At 60.6% G+C, this 16,129-nt stretch carries 19 protein-coding genes; 6 read left to right on the forward strand and 13 right to left on the reverse strand.

What is annotated here, in order from left to right:
- Window positions 1-9: 9 nt before the first annotated feature.
- The 5 genes from BMZ63_RS13645 to pilG all read right to left on the reverse strand — a co-directional run bounded on the left by BMZ63_RS13645 (window position 10) and on the right by pilG (window position 4,455).
- Entirely contained in the window at window positions 10-909 is a 900-nt protein-coding gene (locus BMZ63_RS13645; RefSeq protein WP_091706333.1) for a CheR family methyltransferase, read from the reverse strand.
- 26 nt (window positions 910-935) lie between these two features.
- Window positions 936-3,011 (reverse strand): methyl-accepting chemotaxis protein, encoded by a 2,076-nt coding sequence (locus tag BMZ63_RS13650; RefSeq protein WP_091706334.1) that lies wholly within the window; start codon window positions 3,009-3,011, stop codon window positions 936-938.
- An 89-nt stretch (window positions 3,012-3,100) separates the two neighbouring features.
- Window positions 3,101-3,646 carry a chemotaxis protein CheW gene (locus tag BMZ63_RS13655; protein WP_091706336.1) on the reverse strand — a complete coding sequence of 182 codons (546 nt, stop codon included), beginning with the start codon at window positions 3,644-3,646 and terminating at the stop codon, window positions 3,101-3,103.
- 20 nt (window positions 3,647-3,666) lie between these two features.
- Complete coding sequence (gene pilH, locus BMZ63_RS13660) at window positions 3,667-4,029, reverse strand: twitching motility response regulator PilH (protein ID WP_091706338.1); 363 nt, start codon at window positions 4,027-4,029, stop codon at window positions 3,667-3,669.
- 33 nt (window positions 4,030-4,062) lie between these two features.
- Window positions 4,063-4,455, reverse strand: a complete 393-nt coding sequence (pilG, locus tag BMZ63_RS13665; protein WP_091706339.1) for a twitching motility response regulator PilG — start codon at window positions 4,453-4,455, stop codon at window positions 4,063-4,065.
- Window positions 4,456-4,763: 308 nt separating this feature from the next.
- Here pilG and gshB point away from each other — a divergent pair, with 308 nt between their 5' ends.
- The 6 genes from gshB to BMZ63_RS13695 are packed head-to-tail and all read left to right on the forward strand — an operon-like array spanning window position 4,764 to window position 9,915.
- Window positions 4,764-5,726: a glutathione synthase gene (gene gshB, locus BMZ63_RS13670; protein WP_091706341.1), complete on the forward strand. Its 963-nt coding sequence runs from the start codon at window positions 4,764-4,766 to the stop codon at window positions 5,724-5,726.
- Between the two features lie 34 nt (window positions 5,727-5,760).
- Window positions 5,761-6,627: an energy transducer TonB gene (locus BMZ63_RS13675; protein ID WP_091706342.1), complete on the forward strand. Its 867-nt coding sequence runs from the start codon at window positions 5,761-5,763 to the stop codon at window positions 6,625-6,627.
- Window positions 6,624-7,049 (forward strand): Holliday junction resolvase RuvX, encoded by a 426-nt coding sequence (gene ruvX, locus BMZ63_RS13680; RefSeq protein ID WP_091706344.1) that lies wholly within the window; start codon window positions 6,624-6,626, stop codon window positions 7,047-7,049. Before BMZ63_RS13675 ends, ruvX begins: the two co-directional genes overlap by 4 nt.
- 20 nt (window positions 7,050-7,069) lie before the next feature.
- Window positions 7,070-7,582 carry a bifunctional pyr operon transcriptional regulator/uracil phosphoribosyltransferase PyrR gene (gene pyrR / locus BMZ63_RS13685; protein ID WP_091706346.1) on the forward strand — a complete coding sequence of 171 codons (513 nt, stop codon included), beginning with the start codon at window positions 7,070-7,072 and terminating at the stop codon, window positions 7,580-7,582.
- A 24-nt stretch (window positions 7,583-7,606) separates the two neighbouring features.
- Window positions 7,607-8,629, forward strand: coding sequence for an aspartate carbamoyltransferase catalytic subunit (locus tag BMZ63_RS13690; protein WP_091706348.1), 1,023 nt, complete (start codon window positions 7,607-7,609; stop codon window positions 8,627-8,629).
- Complete coding sequence (locus BMZ63_RS13695; protein WP_091706349.1) at window positions 8,626-9,915, forward strand: dihydroorotase; 1,290 nt, start codon at window positions 8,626-8,628, stop codon at window positions 9,913-9,915. Before BMZ63_RS13690 ends, BMZ63_RS13695 begins: the two co-directional genes overlap by 4 nt.
- Before the next feature lie 54 nt (window positions 9,916-9,969).
- On the opposite strand, the gene BMZ63_RS13700 is transcribed toward BMZ63_RS13695, so the two are convergent.
- The 8 genes from BMZ63_RS13700 to rsmD form a co-directional block, all read right to left on the reverse strand.
- The gene (locus BMZ63_RS13700) at window positions 9,970-10,242 is read right to left on the reverse strand and encodes an HU family DNA-binding protein (protein ID WP_091706351.1); all 273 of its coding nucleotides are present in this window, start codon (window positions 10,240-10,242) and stop codon (window positions 9,970-9,972) included.
- Window positions 10,243-10,407: 165 nt separating this feature from the next.
- Window positions 10,408-11,943 (reverse strand): phosphoenolpyruvate carboxykinase, encoded by a 1,536-nt coding sequence (locus tag BMZ63_RS13705; protein ID WP_091706353.1) that lies wholly within the window; start codon window positions 11,941-11,943, stop codon window positions 10,408-10,410.
- 72 nt (window positions 11,944-12,015) lie between these two features.
- Window positions 12,016-12,873, reverse strand: coding sequence for an Hsp33 family molecular chaperone HslO (gene hslO, locus BMZ63_RS13710; RefSeq protein WP_091706355.1), 858 nt, complete (start codon window positions 12,871-12,873; stop codon window positions 12,016-12,018).
- Window positions 12,874-12,886: 13 nt separating this feature from the next.
- Window positions 12,887-13,291, reverse strand: coding sequence for a ribosome-associated heat shock protein Hsp15 (gene hslR, locus BMZ63_RS13715; protein ID WP_177187091.1), 405 nt, complete (start codon window positions 13,289-13,291; stop codon window positions 12,887-12,889).
- 6 nt (window positions 13,292-13,297) lie between these two features.
- Complete coding sequence (yrfG, locus tag BMZ63_RS13720) at window positions 13,298-13,993, reverse strand: GMP/IMP nucleotidase (RefSeq protein WP_091706359.1); 696 nt, start codon at window positions 13,991-13,993, stop codon at window positions 13,298-13,300.
- A gap of 90 nt (window positions 13,994-14,083) precedes the next feature.
- Complete coding sequence (locus BMZ63_RS13725; RefSeq protein ID WP_091706361.1) at window positions 14,084-14,416, reverse strand: hypothetical protein; 333 nt, start codon at window positions 14,414-14,416, stop codon at window positions 14,084-14,086.
- A 98-nt stretch (window positions 14,417-14,514) separates the two neighbouring features.
- Window positions 14,515-15,327 carry a bifunctional DNA-formamidopyrimidine glycosylase/DNA-(apurinic or apyrimidinic site) lyase gene (mutM, locus tag BMZ63_RS13730; protein WP_091706363.1) on the reverse strand — a complete coding sequence of 271 codons (813 nt, stop codon included), beginning with the start codon at window positions 15,325-15,327 and terminating at the stop codon, window positions 14,515-14,517.
- Window positions 15,328-15,354: 27 nt separating this feature from the next.
- The gene (rsmD, locus tag BMZ63_RS13735) at window positions 15,355-16,002 is read right to left on the reverse strand and encodes a 16S rRNA (guanine(966)-N(2))-methyltransferase RsmD (RefSeq protein ID WP_091706365.1); all 648 of its coding nucleotides are present in this window, start codon (window positions 16,000-16,002) and stop codon (window positions 15,355-15,357) included.
- Between the last annotated feature and the right edge of the window lie 127 nt (window positions 16,003-16,129).

Genomic DNA, 16,129 nt, shown 5'->3' on the forward strand with positions numbered 1-16,129 from the left:
CCACTCCGGTTATTCTTCGTCGGGCCGGCGTTTTGTCCACGCCAGCACATGTTCCGAGGGGACTCGTTGCAGGCCCGGGGGTTGCCAGTCGGTCAACTCACCCTGGCCCAGCACCAGGAGCCCGCCCGGTGCCAGATAACCTGCCAGCTTTTTCACGATTTCACGCCGGCGCCAACGGCGGAAATAGATCAGCAGGTTCTGACAGAAGATGATGTTCATGCCCTGCATCGGAACCTTGTCCAGATTCAGCACATTGAGCCTGGCGAAACACACCCGCTCGCGCAGACTGTCGATGACGTTGACGGTGTTCCCTTCCACCGGCCGGAAGTACCGGGCCTGCAGGTCTTCCTCCATGCCTTGCAGGCTGCGGGCGCTGAATTGCCCCCGGCTGGCCTTGGCAAGGGCCGGCTGGCTGATGTCCGAGCCGGTAACGCCAAATAAGGGCTGCAGGCCCAGCTGGGTCATACACTCGTTGAGCGTGATGGCCAGCGTGTAAGGCTCCTCGCCGGTGGAACAGCCGACACTCCAGGCTTCCAGGGCGCCTTTTCGAAACTGGTCGCGGGGACGGGTCAGCACATAATCCGCCACCAGCCGGAAGGCATCGGGATCCCGGAAAAACCGGGTTTCCTGCACCGTCAGGCGGTCTACCAGGATGGTCCACTCCCGGATGGCGGCCGGGCCGGAGACGATGTGCTCGTAATAGTCCTGGTAGCTGTCGAAGCCGATTTCCCGCATCCGGATGCCCAGATTGGTTTCCAGAAACGAGCGGCGCTCCTCGCTGACGGTAATGCCGGTGCGCTGTTCCAGCAGGTTCTGCCATTGCCGGAACTGCGCCGCATCCATTTCCGGAAGGCGGCGCATGGCCCAGGGGCCTTCGGCGGCTGACAGTTGTTCATGCATTGGCGCCATAGACCGTCATTCGCCCCGGGCGGTGATCAGTTGATCACCGGAACGTCGTTACTTTGCTCCTGTTCCTGGTCCGGGAGCTCTTCCTCCGGCAGTTTGAAGCCTGCTACCGAGGAGCGCAGCTCGGACGCCATCTCGGCCAGGTTACCGATAGACTTCGCGGTGGCGTTGGTGCCCGACGAGGTCTGGGAGGTGATTTCCTGGATAACGTTCATGGTGTTGGAAATATGCGCGGCCGAGGACGACTGCTGGCGTGCCGCGTTGGAGATGTTCTGGATCAGCTCCGCCAGATTGGTGGATACGTTCTCGATCTCTTCCAGGGCGATACCGGCGTCCTGTGCCAGGCGGGCACCGCGGACCACCTCGGCGGTGGTGTGCTCCATGGAGATAACCGCTTCGTTGGTATCCGACTGGATGGTTTTTACCAGCGCTTCGATCTGCTTGGTGGCAGCGGAGGAACGTTCCGCCAGGCGCTGAACTTCGTCGGCAACCACCGCGAAGCCCCGGCCGGCATCACCGGCCATGGAGGCCTGGATGGCGGCGTTAAGGGACAGAATGTTGGTCTGGTCGGCGATGTCGTTGATCAACGATACGATGTCGCCGATTTCCTGGGAGGATTCGCCCAGACGCTTGATCCGCTTGGAGGTTTCCTGGATCTGTTCGCGGATGTTGTCCATGCCCCGGATGGTGTTCTGTACCACCTCGGCGCCTTTCTTGGCGATGGCAACCGAGCGTTCCGCTACCGCAGAGGATTCGGAGGCGTTGGACGATACCTGGTCGATGGACACCGCCATCTCATTCACGGCGGCAGAGGCGCCGGCGATTTCCTGGGCCTGGTGCTCGGAGGCATCGGCCAGGTGCATGGCGGTGGACTGGGTTTCCTGGGCGGCGCCGGATACCCGCACGGCGGTGGCACGGATGGACTGTACCAGGCTGCGCATCTGGTCGATCGCGAAGTTGATGGAGTCGGCGATGGCGCCGGTGAAGTCCTCGGTTACCGTGGCCTCGGCGGTCAGGTCACCGTCGGCCAGATCGGCCAGTTCGTCCAGCAGTCGCAGGATTGCGTTCTGGTTCTGCTCATTCTGGGTCTGGGTCGCGGCCAGGCGGGCCTGGGCTTCGCGGTAGAGGGTCAGGCCGATGAATACCACGATGGCCACCATGATCGCCAGAATGGCGAAGGCCAGGGTCGGGCTCAGGAACCGGGTTTCGGACTGGACGGTGAACTGGTTGGCCAGGTCAGACAGTTGGGTCAGCAGTACTTCGGAGTTTTCGAAGATTTCACCGGCGGCGTTACGCACCCTGAAGAGGTCGGGAGAAGCTTCAAGGATGGCGTTAACGTTCTGGGAAACGAAGCGGAACAGCTCGTCCACCGATTCCAGTGCGGCAATGGCGTCCGGGTCGGTCACCTGGGGAATGCCCATGGCCTCGTTGCCGTTGAGCTGGCCGTCGAGAACCCGGCCAAACAGGCTGGCGTCACGGCCAAAACGGTCGGCGGCGATAACCGCGTCTTCATCACCGGACAGTACGGCGTTGACTGAACGCAGGATCCGCTCGGCCAGCAGTGACTGGCGCTGGGCCAGGGCGATCTGCTCGGACGGCGCCTGGTTGTCCAGCAGGATCTGCACAATGTCTTCGTACTCGACCTGCAGTTGCGGGATGGTTTCGTTCAGGGTGCGGGCAACGCCGTGCAGGTCCAGTACCCCGGCACGGGTTTCGAGAATGTCATCGGCGTTCTGCCGCACGTCTTCCCAGCTGTCCTGCAGGCCACTTTCCCGGGCCAGTTCGCTGGGCGGCAGGCCGGTGTCGGGGTTACCTTCACTGACATCGGACCAGAGTTTCTGGAACTCATCCCGGGAACGGCGCAACTGATCGAAAGCCGATTCGGTACCGCCGGAGGCTTCCGTTGCGTTTTTCGCAATCTCCTGAGACAGCACTCGCATTTCCGCGGTGCTGGCGATGTATTCCTGATCGTGCTGGCTGTTCTGGTTGATCATGAACAGTACCACAACGAGCAGGACGGTCAGTGCAATCAGCGCAGCGATCAGGCCGGCAACCAGCTTGTTGCCTCCCTGTCCCTTACTGAGTCTTCCGGCTCTGCTTTTCATTTTCTGGCTCCCGGCCTTTTTCTTAAAATGACAAGTTGTTTTAGTGGGTCTCGGGTGTCACGGTGAGGCTTGCGCCAGCTTTATCACCCTTACCACTGTGCAACATCGAGAAAGCGCTTATCGGCCACCAGGTCAATGGCTGAGAACACTTTCCAGATTTCCTCATCGCGCTCGTAGCTTCCGTTTACGAATGGCCGAACGCTGTCGGGCGCCCATCCCGGGTCTGCCCTGTAACTCTCAGCAGCGAAGTACTGCATGCCCAGTACCGTATCCACCACCAGGCCGCTGAACACGTCGCCCTGTTCCACGATCAGTACCCGTCGTTTCCGCAGATTGCGCGAGGAACGCGCAAGCCCGAAAAAATTGGCCAGATCAACCAGTGGCAGCAGACGGCCGCGGACATTGGCGGCGCCCATCATGAACGGCTGCACCCCGGGAATGTGGGTAAATCGGGGGACATGCAGGATTTCGGTTACCTCACCCATGGGCGCGACGTAACGCTCGCCGGCCAGGATGAAACCGATGCCGTTCCAGAGTTCAACGGCCTCCTGTTGTTCAGGCAGGCCGGCAGCCATCGCCCGATTACGTTCGGCAATGTCTGTCAGCAGGGAGAACGGGGTGGTCTGGCCGGCCATGGCAGCTCCACTGGTGGACATCAGTCAAGCAGGGTGCTGATGGTCTTGATCAGGTCGTTTTCGTCAACGGGTTTGACCAGATAGCCCTTGGCGCCCTGGCGGGTGCCCCAGACCCGATCGGTTTCCTGATCCTTGGTGGTGACGATAATCACCGGGATGGAGGCGGTTTCCGGCGCCCGGGTCAACTGGCGGGTGGCCTGGAAACCGTTCAGGCCAGGCATGACCACGTCCATCAGGACCAGGTCCGGCGTTTCGGCGCGGGCTTTGGCAACACCATCGGCGCCGTTGTCGGCGGTCAACACCTCGTGCTGGTGCTTTTCCAGGATGGTGGAGATTTTTTTCACTTCGGTCGGAGAGTCGTCAACAATCAGAATGCGGGCCATGTTTTCCTCGATGGTTCCTTGGTGTCAGCAGGTTTACTGTTCAGCCTGGGGCATATACTGGCGGATGGTATTGAGCAACTCATCCTTGCTGAACGGCTTGGTCAGATACTGATCAGAGCCTACGATGCGGCCTTTGGCCTTGTCGAACAGGCCGTCTTTGCTTGAAAGCATGATGACCGGCGTGTTCTTGAAAGAGGAGTTATTCTTGATCAGCGCGCAGGTCTGGTAGCCGTCCAGGCGTGGCATCATGATGTCCACGAAAATGATGTCCGGCTGGGTGTCGGCAATCTTGGCCAGAGCGTCAAAGCCATCCGTGGCGGTGATGACCTCACAGCCTACTTTTTTCAGAAGGGTTTCTGCGGTGCGACGAATGGTTTTGCTGTCGTCGATCACCATGATCTTCAGGTTTTCGAAGTTGTCATCCATTGTCCAACTGCCTTGCGCTCCAGCGACTGTCGTTAGTTGCATACCGGGTTTTAACACAAACCTTCTGGTTGTTCTATAAACCCTGCCCAGTTAATAAATATCAATAGTCGTATACGAATAATCCGTTTCCCGGCAAATTGTACCTGTGTTTTGTGTCACGAAAATTGATCTGGTCACTTCTGCGAATGCATTCCCGCTTCGGGTACAATACTATCCGGAAAGCAAGCATAGCAGTTATTACCGGGCTCGCTCTGCGCACCGGTTCGTGTTTTTATTTCAGCGATGCAACTCATTAATCAGGAGACGCCATGACCATCCGCCTGGGTATTGTGATGGACCCCATCGAGGACATCCACTTCAAGAAAGACAGCTCGCTGGCCATGTTGCTGGCGGCCCAGAAGCGCGGCTGGGAAATCGAATACATGGAGCTGCCCGACATGTACCTGGAAGGTGGCCGGGCCATGGCCCATACCCGGGCGCTGACGGTGCACAACAACCCGGAGAACTGGTTCAACTATGGTCCGGACCAGCAGCGTGCACTGGGCGACCTGGATGTCATCCTGATGCGCAAGGATCCACCGGTTGACCGGGAGTTCCTGATGGCCACTTATATCCTGGAAGCCGCCGAACAGCAGGGCGCGCTGGTGGTCAATCCGGCCTCGACCCTGCGCGATTGCAATGAAAAGCTGTTCGCCACCCAGTTCGAGGACCTGACGCCACCGCTGCTGGTGACCCGTTCCGCCCAGCGCTTCAAGGAGTTTTATGCCAGACACGGTGATGTCATCATGAAGCCGGTGGACGGCATGGGGGGGCGGTCGATCTTCCGGGTCAAGGAAAACGACGCCAATCTTGGCGTGATCATCGAAACCCTCACCAACTACGGCGCCCACCAGGCCATGGCCCAGAAGTTCATTCCTGAAATCAGCGATGGCGACAAGCGCATCCTGCTTATAGAAGGCGAACCTGTGCCCTATGCCCTTGCAAGGATTCCGTCCCAGGGCGAGAATCGCGGCAATCTGGCGGCCGGAGGCCGGGGCGAAGGCCGGGAACTGACCGAGCGTGACCGTGAAATCTGTGCCCGCGTGGCGCCGGTGATCAAGGAAAAAGGGCTGATGTTTGTCGGGTTGGATGTGATCGGTGACTACCTGACTGAAATCAACGTGACCAGCCCCACCTGTATCCGTGAGCTGGATGCGGCGTTTGGTATCGATATTTCCGAGATGCTGATGGCGGCCATTGCCCGCCGGCTGGAGCAGAAAAAGAACCAGTGATTGTAACTAACCGCAGTAACACCAGGGACGGGAAATGGCAGGGCAGGTAACGGATCTCGACAGGTTCTCCTTCACGCTGTTCATGGCGCTGGCGGTGCATGCCATCATCGGTCTGGGGCTGACCTTTGCCCCGGAAGATCCGCCGGCGTCGGCCCAGACCATGGAAATCACCCTGTCGCAATTTGAGGATCAGCAGGCTCCGGATGAAGCCGATTTCCTGGCCCAGACCAACCAGCAGGGCAGCGGCACCACCGAGGAAAAGGTGGAGATGACTTCGCCGGAACCGGCCGAGATGCCGCAGCCGGAAGTGGCCGAGATACAGCCCCGGCCACAGACCACCACCGAACCCAGGCCCCGGCAGAGCCGCGAGGTGGTGCAAACCGAAGACAACGCCGACCGCCAGGTGGCCCAGCCGGAAGAACAAACCGAGCCAGACCCGGAACCCCTGCCTCGTAGCGAAAAGAAAAGCCTGATGGAGCGCAGTCTGGAAATTGCCTCGCTCGAAGCCCGCCTGGCGGACCAGCAACAGGCCTACGCCCGGCGGCCCCGGGTGGAGCAGGTAACGGCCATGCGCACACTGAGTTCCGACAATGCCTGGTATGTGCAGAACTGGGTCGACAAGGTGACCCGGGTGGGCAACCTCAATTACCCCCGGCAGGCCCGGCAGGCCGGTATCCATGGGGACTTGCGCCTGCTGGTGGCGCTGAACAAGGATGGCAGTATCCGTGAGGTGCAGATTCTGCAGTCGTCCGGCAGCTCGGTGCTGGACGATGCCGCCATTCAGATTGTGCGTATGGCGGCACCGTTTGCGCCGTTTTCGGAAAGCATGAAAGACGACTTTGACGTTCTGGAAATTATCCGCACCTGGTCGTTCCAGCGAAAAGGGCTCACCACCGGATGAACGATAGCCGCCGCATTCTCGCCTTTGATTTCGGTACCCGCCGTATCGGCGTGGCCACCGGTCAGCAGATGCTGGGTACCGGTCAGCCCCTGGCCATGATCCCGGCCCGGGATGGCATTCCCGACTGGCAGGTGATTGAGCAACTGCTGGCCGAATGGCAGCCGGATATTGTGCTGGTGGGCCTGCCGCTGAACATGGATGATACCGAGAATGACATGTGCGCCCGTGCCCGCAAGTTCGGCAAACGGCTGCATGGCCGTTATCATGTGCCGGTGGAAATGGTGGACGAACGGCTCACCAGCTTTGAAGCCAAGGGCGAGGTGATGGCCGCCGGTGGCAGCCGGGATTTTGGCCGTCATGGCGTGGATGACCGCGCCGCGGTGTTGATACTGGAAACCTGGTGCCGGGAACAGGCCGGCTGATCCGATATAAAGAGGCTCGAATGACCGCATTGTTTGATATCGACCAGTTGCTCAATGAAATGGAAACCGGCCTGCGCCGGGTCCTGGAGCAGCGCGGTGTGACCGACCCGGCCCTGATAGGTATCCGCACCGGCGGTGTCTGGCTGGCGGATGTGCTGGGCAAACGTCTGGGCATCGAGCAGCCGTTTGGTGAGCTGGATATTTCTTTCTACCGGGACGACTTCAGCCGCATAGGCCTGAACCCGAAGGTGAAACCCTCGAGCCTGCCGTTCGACACCGAAGGCCGGGACATACTGTTGATTGATGACGTGATCATGAGTGGGCGTACCATTCGCGCCGCCATGAACGAGATTTTCGATTACGGCCGGCCGGCGAGTATTACCCTGGCCACGCTGGTGGACCTGGGGGCCCGGGAATTGCCGGTTCAGCCGGATGTGGTCGGCCAGGTGCTGGAGCTCGGCGCCCACCAGCGTGTGAAGCTGCGGGGCCCGGAGCCCCTGCGTATTGAGCTTCAGGAATCCGGACAGCAATAACTCCAACACAGAAGCAGGCGTGACATGACCGCAACAGATCCCTCCCCGAATCACCTGCAGCTGACCCGGGATGGTCAGTTGCGCCACTTTTTGACCCTCGACGGCCTTAGCCGGGAACTGCTCACCGACATACTCGACACCGCCGATTCGTTTATCGAGGTGGGCACCCGCAGCATCAAAAAAGTGCCGCTGTTACGGGGCCGTACGGTGGTGAACCTGTTTTTCGAGCCCAGCACCCGCACCCGCAGCACCTTTGAGCTGGCCGCCAAGCGGCTATCGGCGGATGTGCTCAACCTGGACATTTCCACCTCCGCCACCTCGAAGGGTGAATCCCTTTCCGACACCCTGCTGAACCTGGAGGCCATGGCCAGCGATATGTTCGTGGTGCGTCATTCCCAAAGCGGGGCGCCACACTTCATTGCCAGCAGCGTGACCCCGGGCGTGGCCATCATCAACGCCGGCGACGGCCGCCACTCCCACCCGACCCAGGCGATGCTCGACATGCTGACCATCCGCCAGAACAAAGGTGGATTTGAAGGGCTGAAAGTGGCGATTGTCGGCGATGTGCTGCACTCACGGGTTGCCCGTTCACAAATTCGTGCACTGAACGAGCTGGGCGTGGACGAAGTGCGCATTATCGCCCCGGGCACCTTGCTGCCACGGGATGTGGAAGATCTGGGCTGCACCGTGGAATACGATATGAAGCGGGGTATGAAAGACCTGGATGTGGTGATCATGCTGCGCCTTCAGAACGAGCGCATGGAAGGCGCCCTGCTACCCAGCGAGCGGGAGTTCTTCCGCCTTTACGGTCTGACCGAGGACAAGCTCGCCCTGGCCAAGCCCGATTGCATTGTCATGCATCCGGGGCCGATCAACCGGGGCGTGGAAATCGAATCGTCGGTGGCCGATGGCCCGCAATCGGTGATTCTGAGCCAGGTCACCAACGGTATCGCCATTCGCATGGCGGTCATGTCCATGGCCATGGGGGGGCAAATGGCCGAACGTCAGTACAGGCAGACACACACCAACCAGGAGGCCCGGGCATGAGTGGCGTGAACAGCAACAGCCGGCTTGTGATTACCGGCGGTACCCTGTTTGATGGCGAAAAGGAACGGGACAATCCGGGGCTGCTGATTGCCGACGGCAAGGTGGCGGGGCTGGGTGCCCGGGTCCGGGAAAGTCATGCCGCACAGACCTTTGATGCCACCGGCTGTGTGATATCGGCCGGCTTTATTGATTTGTGCTGTAACCTGCGCGAGCCCGGGAATGGCCAGAAGGGCAACATCGCCAGCGAGACCCGTGCGGCCGCCCATGGCGGTTTCACCACGGTGTGTGCGTCACCGGAAACTTCGCCCATCAATGACTCCGGTGCCGTTACCCACCTGATTCAGGAGCGGGCTGCATCCAGTGGTGCCGTGCGCGTGGTGCCGGTGGGTGCGGTGACCCGTGGGCTGAAAGGAGAACTGCTCAGCGATATGGCCGGGCTGAAATCCGCTGGTTGCCGGTTACTGGGTAATGGCTCGCGCAGCGTGGGTAATGCCCGCATCCTTCGCCGTTGCATGGCCTACGCCGAAACCTTCGGCCTGACCCTGATGTTCAGCCCGGAAAACCAGGCCCTGGCTGCTGATGGTTATGCTCACGATGGCCAGGTGACCACCCGTCTGGGCCTGCTGGGAATTCCGGAAGTGGCGGAAACCGCCGCCGTTGCCGAGATGCTGCTGCTGGCTGAGGAAACGGGGGTGCGTTTGCACCTGAGCCAGCTGTCCTGCGCCCGCAGTGTCGATATGCTGGCCGAAGCCCGTCAGCGTGGCATTCCGGTGACTGCAGATGTGGCCATGCACCAACTGGCGTTCACGGAAGAATCGCTGGCCAGCTTTGACAGCCGGTTCCACGTGCGCCCGCCGCTGCGCTCGGAAGTGGACCGCCAGGCACTGATCAAAGGCGTGGAGTCCGGGGTGATTGACGCCATTGTCAGCCAGCACCTGCCCCACGATACCGCTGCCAAACAGGCACCGTTGCCGGCCACCGAGCCGGGACTGTCGAGTATCGAGAGTGTGCTGTCACTGGGCCTGGAGCTGGTTGAGCGGGGCGAGTTGTCCCGCAGCCGTCTGCTGCAGGCATTGACCACGGGTCCGGGAGCTATTGCCGGGCAATCGGCGCGGCTGGACGAAGGGGCCGAGGCGGATCTCTGTGTGTTTGACCCAGCGCAACACTGGCAGCCCTCTGTCAGCGCTTTGGTATCGGTTGGCAAGCACGCGCCGGTGCTGGACCGGTCCCTGCCCGGTCGGATGCGGCTAACGCTGGTGGCGGGTCAGGTGGCCTGGCGCGAATAAGCGGAACTGATCTGTCCGCAAAAAGAAGGCCCGCAAATGCGGGCCTTCTTGGTTTCAGCTGATGGCGTTTTTCAGGCCTTTGCCGGCCTTGAAGCCGACGGTTTTGCTGGCGGGAATCTGAATTTCCTGGCCGGTTTGCGGATTGCGGCCGGTACGGGCCTCTCGCTTGCGGATATTGAAGGTGCCGAAGCCAATCAGGGTGACGTCTTCGCCACGGGCCGCTGCGGCAGATACCTGGTCGGTGAAGGCGTTGATCACTTCGCCGGCCTTGTCTTTGGTCAGACCGGTTTGCTCGGCAATGGCGGCAGCCAGTTCGGGTTTGCGCATGGAACTCTCCTGTGTGCGTCCTGTTGTTATCGTTTTTGATGCATCGGTCGCTGACGTTGGTGGCCAGCAACGGAGCCTAGTTTTAGCGCCCGAGCGCCGGATATGCAAACAAAAAAAGCGCCGTGCGTTGCCGCAGGGCGCTTTTTGTTGACTGTGCACCGGTTCTCAGTCGAGCTTCGGGCCAGCCTCGACGATGGCATCGGCCACGTCGAACTTCTTGAAGTTTTCCACGAACTGACTGATCAGCTCTTCCGCCTTGGCGTCGTAGTATTCCGGGCTGGTCCAGGTGTTGCGCGGGTTCAGCAGCTCGGTGTCCACGCCCGGCACGTGCTTGGGTACGTCCAGGTTCAGGGCGTCCAGGTGCTCGGTTTCCACGTCGTCCAGATCACCGTTCTGAATGGCGGCAATGATGGCGCGGGTGGTCGGGATGCTGAAACGTTTGCCTTCGCCGTAAGGGCCGCCGGTCCAGCCGGTGTTGACCAGGAAAACCTTGCTGTTGAACTCGTCCACGCGCTTCATCAGCAGTTCGGCATAAACGCCGGCCGGGCGCGGGAAGAACGGTGCACCGAAGCAGGTGGAGAAGGTGGACTTCAGCTTGGAAGAAGAACCCATCTCGGTGGAGCCGACCAGCGCGGTGTAGCCGCTCAGGAAGTGGTAGGCGGCGGCTTCACGGCTCAGGACAGAGACCGGAGGCAGTACGCCGGTCATGTCGCAGGTCAGGAAGATGATGTGCGACGGCTCGCCGGCGCGGTTTTCCTCAACACGCTTCTCGACATGCTCCAGCGGGTAAGCGCAACGGGAGTTTTCAGTCAGTGAGGTGTCGGTGTAGTCCGGCACGCGGGTGTCCGGGTCGATCACCACGTTTTCCACGATGGCGCCGAAGCGGATGGCGTCCCAGATGATCGGCTCATTCTTGCGGCTCAGGTCGATGCACTTGGCGTAGCAGCCGCCTTCGATGTTGAACACGGTGCCCGGGCCCCAGCCGTGCTCGTCATCACCGATCAGGTAACGGTGAGGGTCGGCCGACAGGGTGGTCTTGCCGGTGCCGGACAGGCCGAAGAACAGGCAGGTCTCGCCGGTTTCGCTGACGTTGGCCGAGCAGTGCATCGGCAGTACGTCTTTTTCCGGCAGCAGGAAGTTCTGAACCGAGAACATCGCCTTTTTCATTTCGCCGGCGTAATGCATACCAGCCAGCAGAACCTTGCGCTTGGCAAAGTTGATCATCACCGTGCCGTTCGAGTTGGTGCCGTCCCGATCGGGTACGCACTCGAAGTTGGCGGCATTGAGAATCTGCCATTCCTGCTTGTCAGAGGGGTTGTAGGTTTCCGGGCGGATAAACAGGTTCTGGCCGAACAGGTTCTGCCAGGCGGTCTCGGTGGTCATTTTCACCGGCAGGTAGTGTTCGGGGTCGGAACCGACGTGGACGTGAGAAACAAAAGAATCCTGTTCAGCAATGTAGGCCTCAACCCGGTCCCAGAGTGCATCGAACTTGTCGGCGTCAAACGGGCGGTTGATCGGGCCCCAGTGAATATCGTCAACGGTGCTGGGTTCTTCAACGATATAGCGGTCCATGGGGGACCGGCCGGTGCGTTCGCCGGTAGTGACTACCAGGGAACCGTTGGAAGCCAGTTGGCCTTCATTTCGTGCCAGAGCCTGCTCGACCAGTTGTGCTGTACTCAGATCAGTATAAGTGTTGCTCACTTCGACCTCGCCCTCGGGATGTCTTGATTCAGGCGCGCTATTATGCCAGAAGCGCGGGTGAATAGTAAAAAGTCAGTGTAACGTATGTCCGGTGAAAAGATGATCAATGTCATTTCTATCGAACTGATAGTTTGCATGGCAGAACTGGCAGTCCATGGTGATGCTGCCCTGTTCATCGAGAATGCTGTAACACTCGTCCCGCCCGACGGATTCCAGTGCCGCAAGGGTCCGTTCCCGTGAACAGCTGCAATGGAAGGCCACCGGCTCCGGCTCGAACAGGCGCACGGTTTCTTCGTGGAACAGACGGTGCAGCAGGGTTTCACTGTCCAGCTGCAACAGCTCATCGGCCTGAACGGTGGACGCCAGGTGCTCTACCCGGTTCCACAGCTCGTCATCCTCTTCGGTGTGGCCCGGCAGGCGTTGCAACAGCAAACCGGCCGCGCCTTCGTCATTGGCGAACAGGAATAATCGCGTGGCGATTTGCTCCGAACGTTCGAAATATTCTTCAAGGCAGCCGGCCAGGGTGTCGGCCTCGCGGGGCACAACGCCCTGGTAGCGGTGGCCCTGCTCCGGCGTGATGGTAATGGCCATGCGGCTCTGACCCAGCAATTCGTGCAGGTTCTTGTCACCACTGATGGCCTGTTCCTCGAAACGGGCAATGCCGCGAATGTGGCGGTTGTGGGTGCATTCGGTCATCAGGGTGGTCAGTGGGCCCTCGCCGGCGGCCTGCAGTGATAGGGAGCCGTGAAATTTCAGGGTGCTGCTGAGTAACACGCTGGCGGCCAGGGATTCGCCCAGCAACTGGCGGACCGACTCCGGGTAGGGCGCCTGGCCAATGATGGTCTGGTAGCTCTCGCCCAGTTGCACCCAGGCACCCCGAACCTGGCTGTCTTCGAAGATAAAACGCTGGAACTGATCTCGGGATGCCATGGTATCTCCTGTTCTAAAGGCCATTCTGTTCACGGAACCGCCGGATATCCCGGCGGGCTTTCTTGGTGGGACGGCGGGCCGGCGGCAGTTGGGCGGCCTGCATGGTTTTGCGTTGCCAGGCCAGCTCTTCGCGGCGTTTTACGCTGTCTTCGGTTTCGTGATAAAGCGTCTGGGCTTCCGGGGCGCTCCGGCGTTTGTCGCTCAGAGCGTCCACGATCACAATTTTTTCCTGCCAACCCAGCCGCAAGGTGACTTTGGCACCAACCTCGACGATCTTGCCGGGTTTGCTGCGCTGGCCGTTGTAGTGCACCTTCCCGCCCTCAATGGCCTCTTTTGCCAGGGACCGGGTTTTATAGAAGCGCGCGGCCCACAGCCACTTGTCCAGGCGGATTTTTGTGTCGTCGCTGGTGCTTGCCATAATGCCTTAAACCCGTGTGCTGCCCTTTGCCGGTGCCAGGCACCGCAGGGCCGGCAGAATTTCGTCGAAATGGTGAATGCCCGGGATCTCTGCGTGGGGCTCCCGGGCGGGTTGCCGGCTGTCTGGAGCCAGAACCGCCAGGCACTGGCGGATGCCGGCATCCCGGGCGCTTTCAAGCACCGGAAAGCTGTCGTCCACCATCAGGGTGCGGTCGTGCCGGTAACGGGTGCGGGTCGCCAGGGCCTGCCAGAATTCGCGGTCTTCCTTGGGTTTGTCCAGGTCGTGGCTGGAAACAATGTCGTCCACGTGCCGGTCCAGCCCTGTGCGCTGGAGTTTCAGGGCCAGAGGGTCGGGGTGGCAGTTGGTGACGATGACCGATTTCAGGCCGCCCTTGCGCAGTGACTGCAGGAATTCGGGAACGTGAGGCCGGTAGCCAATCCGGTCACCCACCTCAGCCTTGAGGCGTGTAATGTCCAGCGATAGCCGATCACTCCAGTAGTCAGTGCAATACCAGTTGAGCGAGCCCCGTTCAGCCATGATCATCGGAATCAGGGTGTCTTTGGCCTGTTGCGGGTGCAGGTCGTGGTGTTCGGCGTAGCGTTTGGGCAGATGTTCGAGCCAGAAGTGGTTGTCGAAATGCAGATCCAGCAAGGTGCCGTCCATGTCGAGGAACACGGTATCCAGCGTTGACCAGTCAACCATAACGAAAAGCAGCCTGAAAGAATTTGCTTCAGGCTGCCTCAGATTGTCGCTACAGGCAAGACGGGATAATACGGACCCGCCAGTGCCGGTTCAGTCCTGACTCTGTTCCACCGGTGGCGCTTTACGGCCGGAACGGGTGCAACCAAGGCAGCGCACGAACGTGGCCTTGGCGGGCTCGCCGACCAGTACCCGGCCGGCCTCCTTGGCATTGCCGCCAAGTGCGGCGAACGGCACCGACACCACGTAAACCGCGCTACCAACAATGGTGGTAGCCAGCAGGACCGGGCGCAGCAACAGGGCGTCGGTGGTCATCGCCAGGGCCGATGGGCTTTCATCGACGGCCTGGGCGTGGCTGGCGGAGGAAAAGGCCAGCAGGCAGGCAGCAACGGTGGCGATCAGAATGTGGGAAATCTTGCGGGTCATGTTCAGTCTCTCCTTGTCCTGCATTAACTATGAATCATATTGTCTCAATTTCAAACGGTTTTTCGTCTGACCGGCGTCACGGTTCCGGCGAAAACCCGTCAGCGCTGGCAGCCCGGGCAATACACACTGCTGCGGTTGTTCATGCGAATTTCCATCAACGCCCTGCCACACTCCGGGCAGCCCTGTCCGCCGCGACCGTACACCAGCAGCGATTGGGCGAAATAGCCGGGCTTGCCATCGCTGTTGACGAAATCCCGGAGAGTGGTGCCCCCCATAAGAATGGCGGCGGAAAGGGTCTCCCGGATGGCTTCCGCCAGCTTGTGGTAGCGGTCCAGGCTGATGCGCCCGGCTTTTCGCTTGGGGTGGATGCCGGCTTTGAACAGCGCCTCGTTGGCGTAGATGTTGCCCACACCCACCACTACATGATTGTCCATGATGAAGTTTTTTACCGGCGTTTGCTTGCCCCGCGACAATCGGTACAGCCAGGCGCCATTAAATGCCTCTGAGAGCGGTTCCGGCCCCAGGTCCCTGAGCAGCGGATGGTCGGCGGGGTTGTCGGACCACAGCCAGCAGCCAAAGCGACGGGGATCGTTGAAGCGCAGCAACCGGCCATTGGCCAGGGTCAGTTCCACATGATCGTGTTTCAGTGCCGGGCTCTGGTCAGTGATGACTCGCATACTGCCGGACATGCCCAGATGCACGATGACGGTGCCGGCATCCAGGTTCAGCAGCAGGTATTTGGCGCGCCGGTCAACGGTGCGGATGACCTGGCCCTGCAACTGGCTGGCAAGGGTGTCCGGTACCGGCCAGCGCAGGCGTGAGTCGCGCACGGTGACGCCGGTCACAGTCTGGCCTTCGCAGTGAGGGGCTATGCCCTGGCGGGTGGTTTCGACTTCGGGAAGTTCGGGCACTGGGCCTCCGGGATTGTCTTTGCTCGGTTACTGGGCGGCAGCTTCGTCCGGAATCCTGCGGAACAGGTTGTAGGTGACCTGACCTGCCGATTTCTGCCGGTGTAGTTGCCAGCCCGGTGGCGCGGCCAGGCCCGCCAGTTCGCTTTCATGTTCGACATACACCCAGCCACCGGGTTTCAGCCACTGCTGTTGTTCGATCAGTGGCAGTAACGTTTCCAGCCAACCCTGCCGGAACGGCGGGTCCATGAAAATGATGTCAAACGGTTCCATCTGCCGGCTTGCCAGAAACCGGTGCACGTCCTGGCAAAGCACCTGGCCGTCGGTGCAGTCCAGCAGCCGAAGGTTTTCCTGCAGCGCCCGGGCCAGGGACTGGGTATGATCCACCAGGGTGGCGTGGGCGGCACCCCGGGACAGGGCCTCCAGGCCCAGGGCGCCGGAGCCGGCAAACAGGTCCAGGCAGCGGGCAGCGGGCAGGTGCATGGCCAGCCAGTTGAACAGGGTCTCCCGGGTTCGCGCCGGGCTTGGGCGCACGCCACCGGTCGCCGGAAAGCGCAGCTTCCGGCTGCGCCAGTCACCGCCAATAATACGCAACTCGCCAGAGGTTGGACTGTTGTTGTTCGATGACCGGGATTTTGCCGGGTGGGGCGCCCGCCCGGGTGGTTTGCGTCGAGCCATGGTGAGGTCCGTGTCTGGTTTGAAAAAACGGTGTAATAGTACCGGAAAGCATTTGTCCGGCGCCAAGTTAAGCGGTTGGTCCCTGTTTCATTGTCAGCAGCAAACGGATCAGTCTGCTAGAATACCG

It is taken from the genome of Marinobacter persicus, from assembly GCF_900114155.1.
In the GTDB taxonomy this organism is placed as follows: domain Bacteria; phylum Pseudomonadota; class Gammaproteobacteria; order Pseudomonadales; family Oleiphilaceae; genus Marinobacter; species Marinobacter persicus.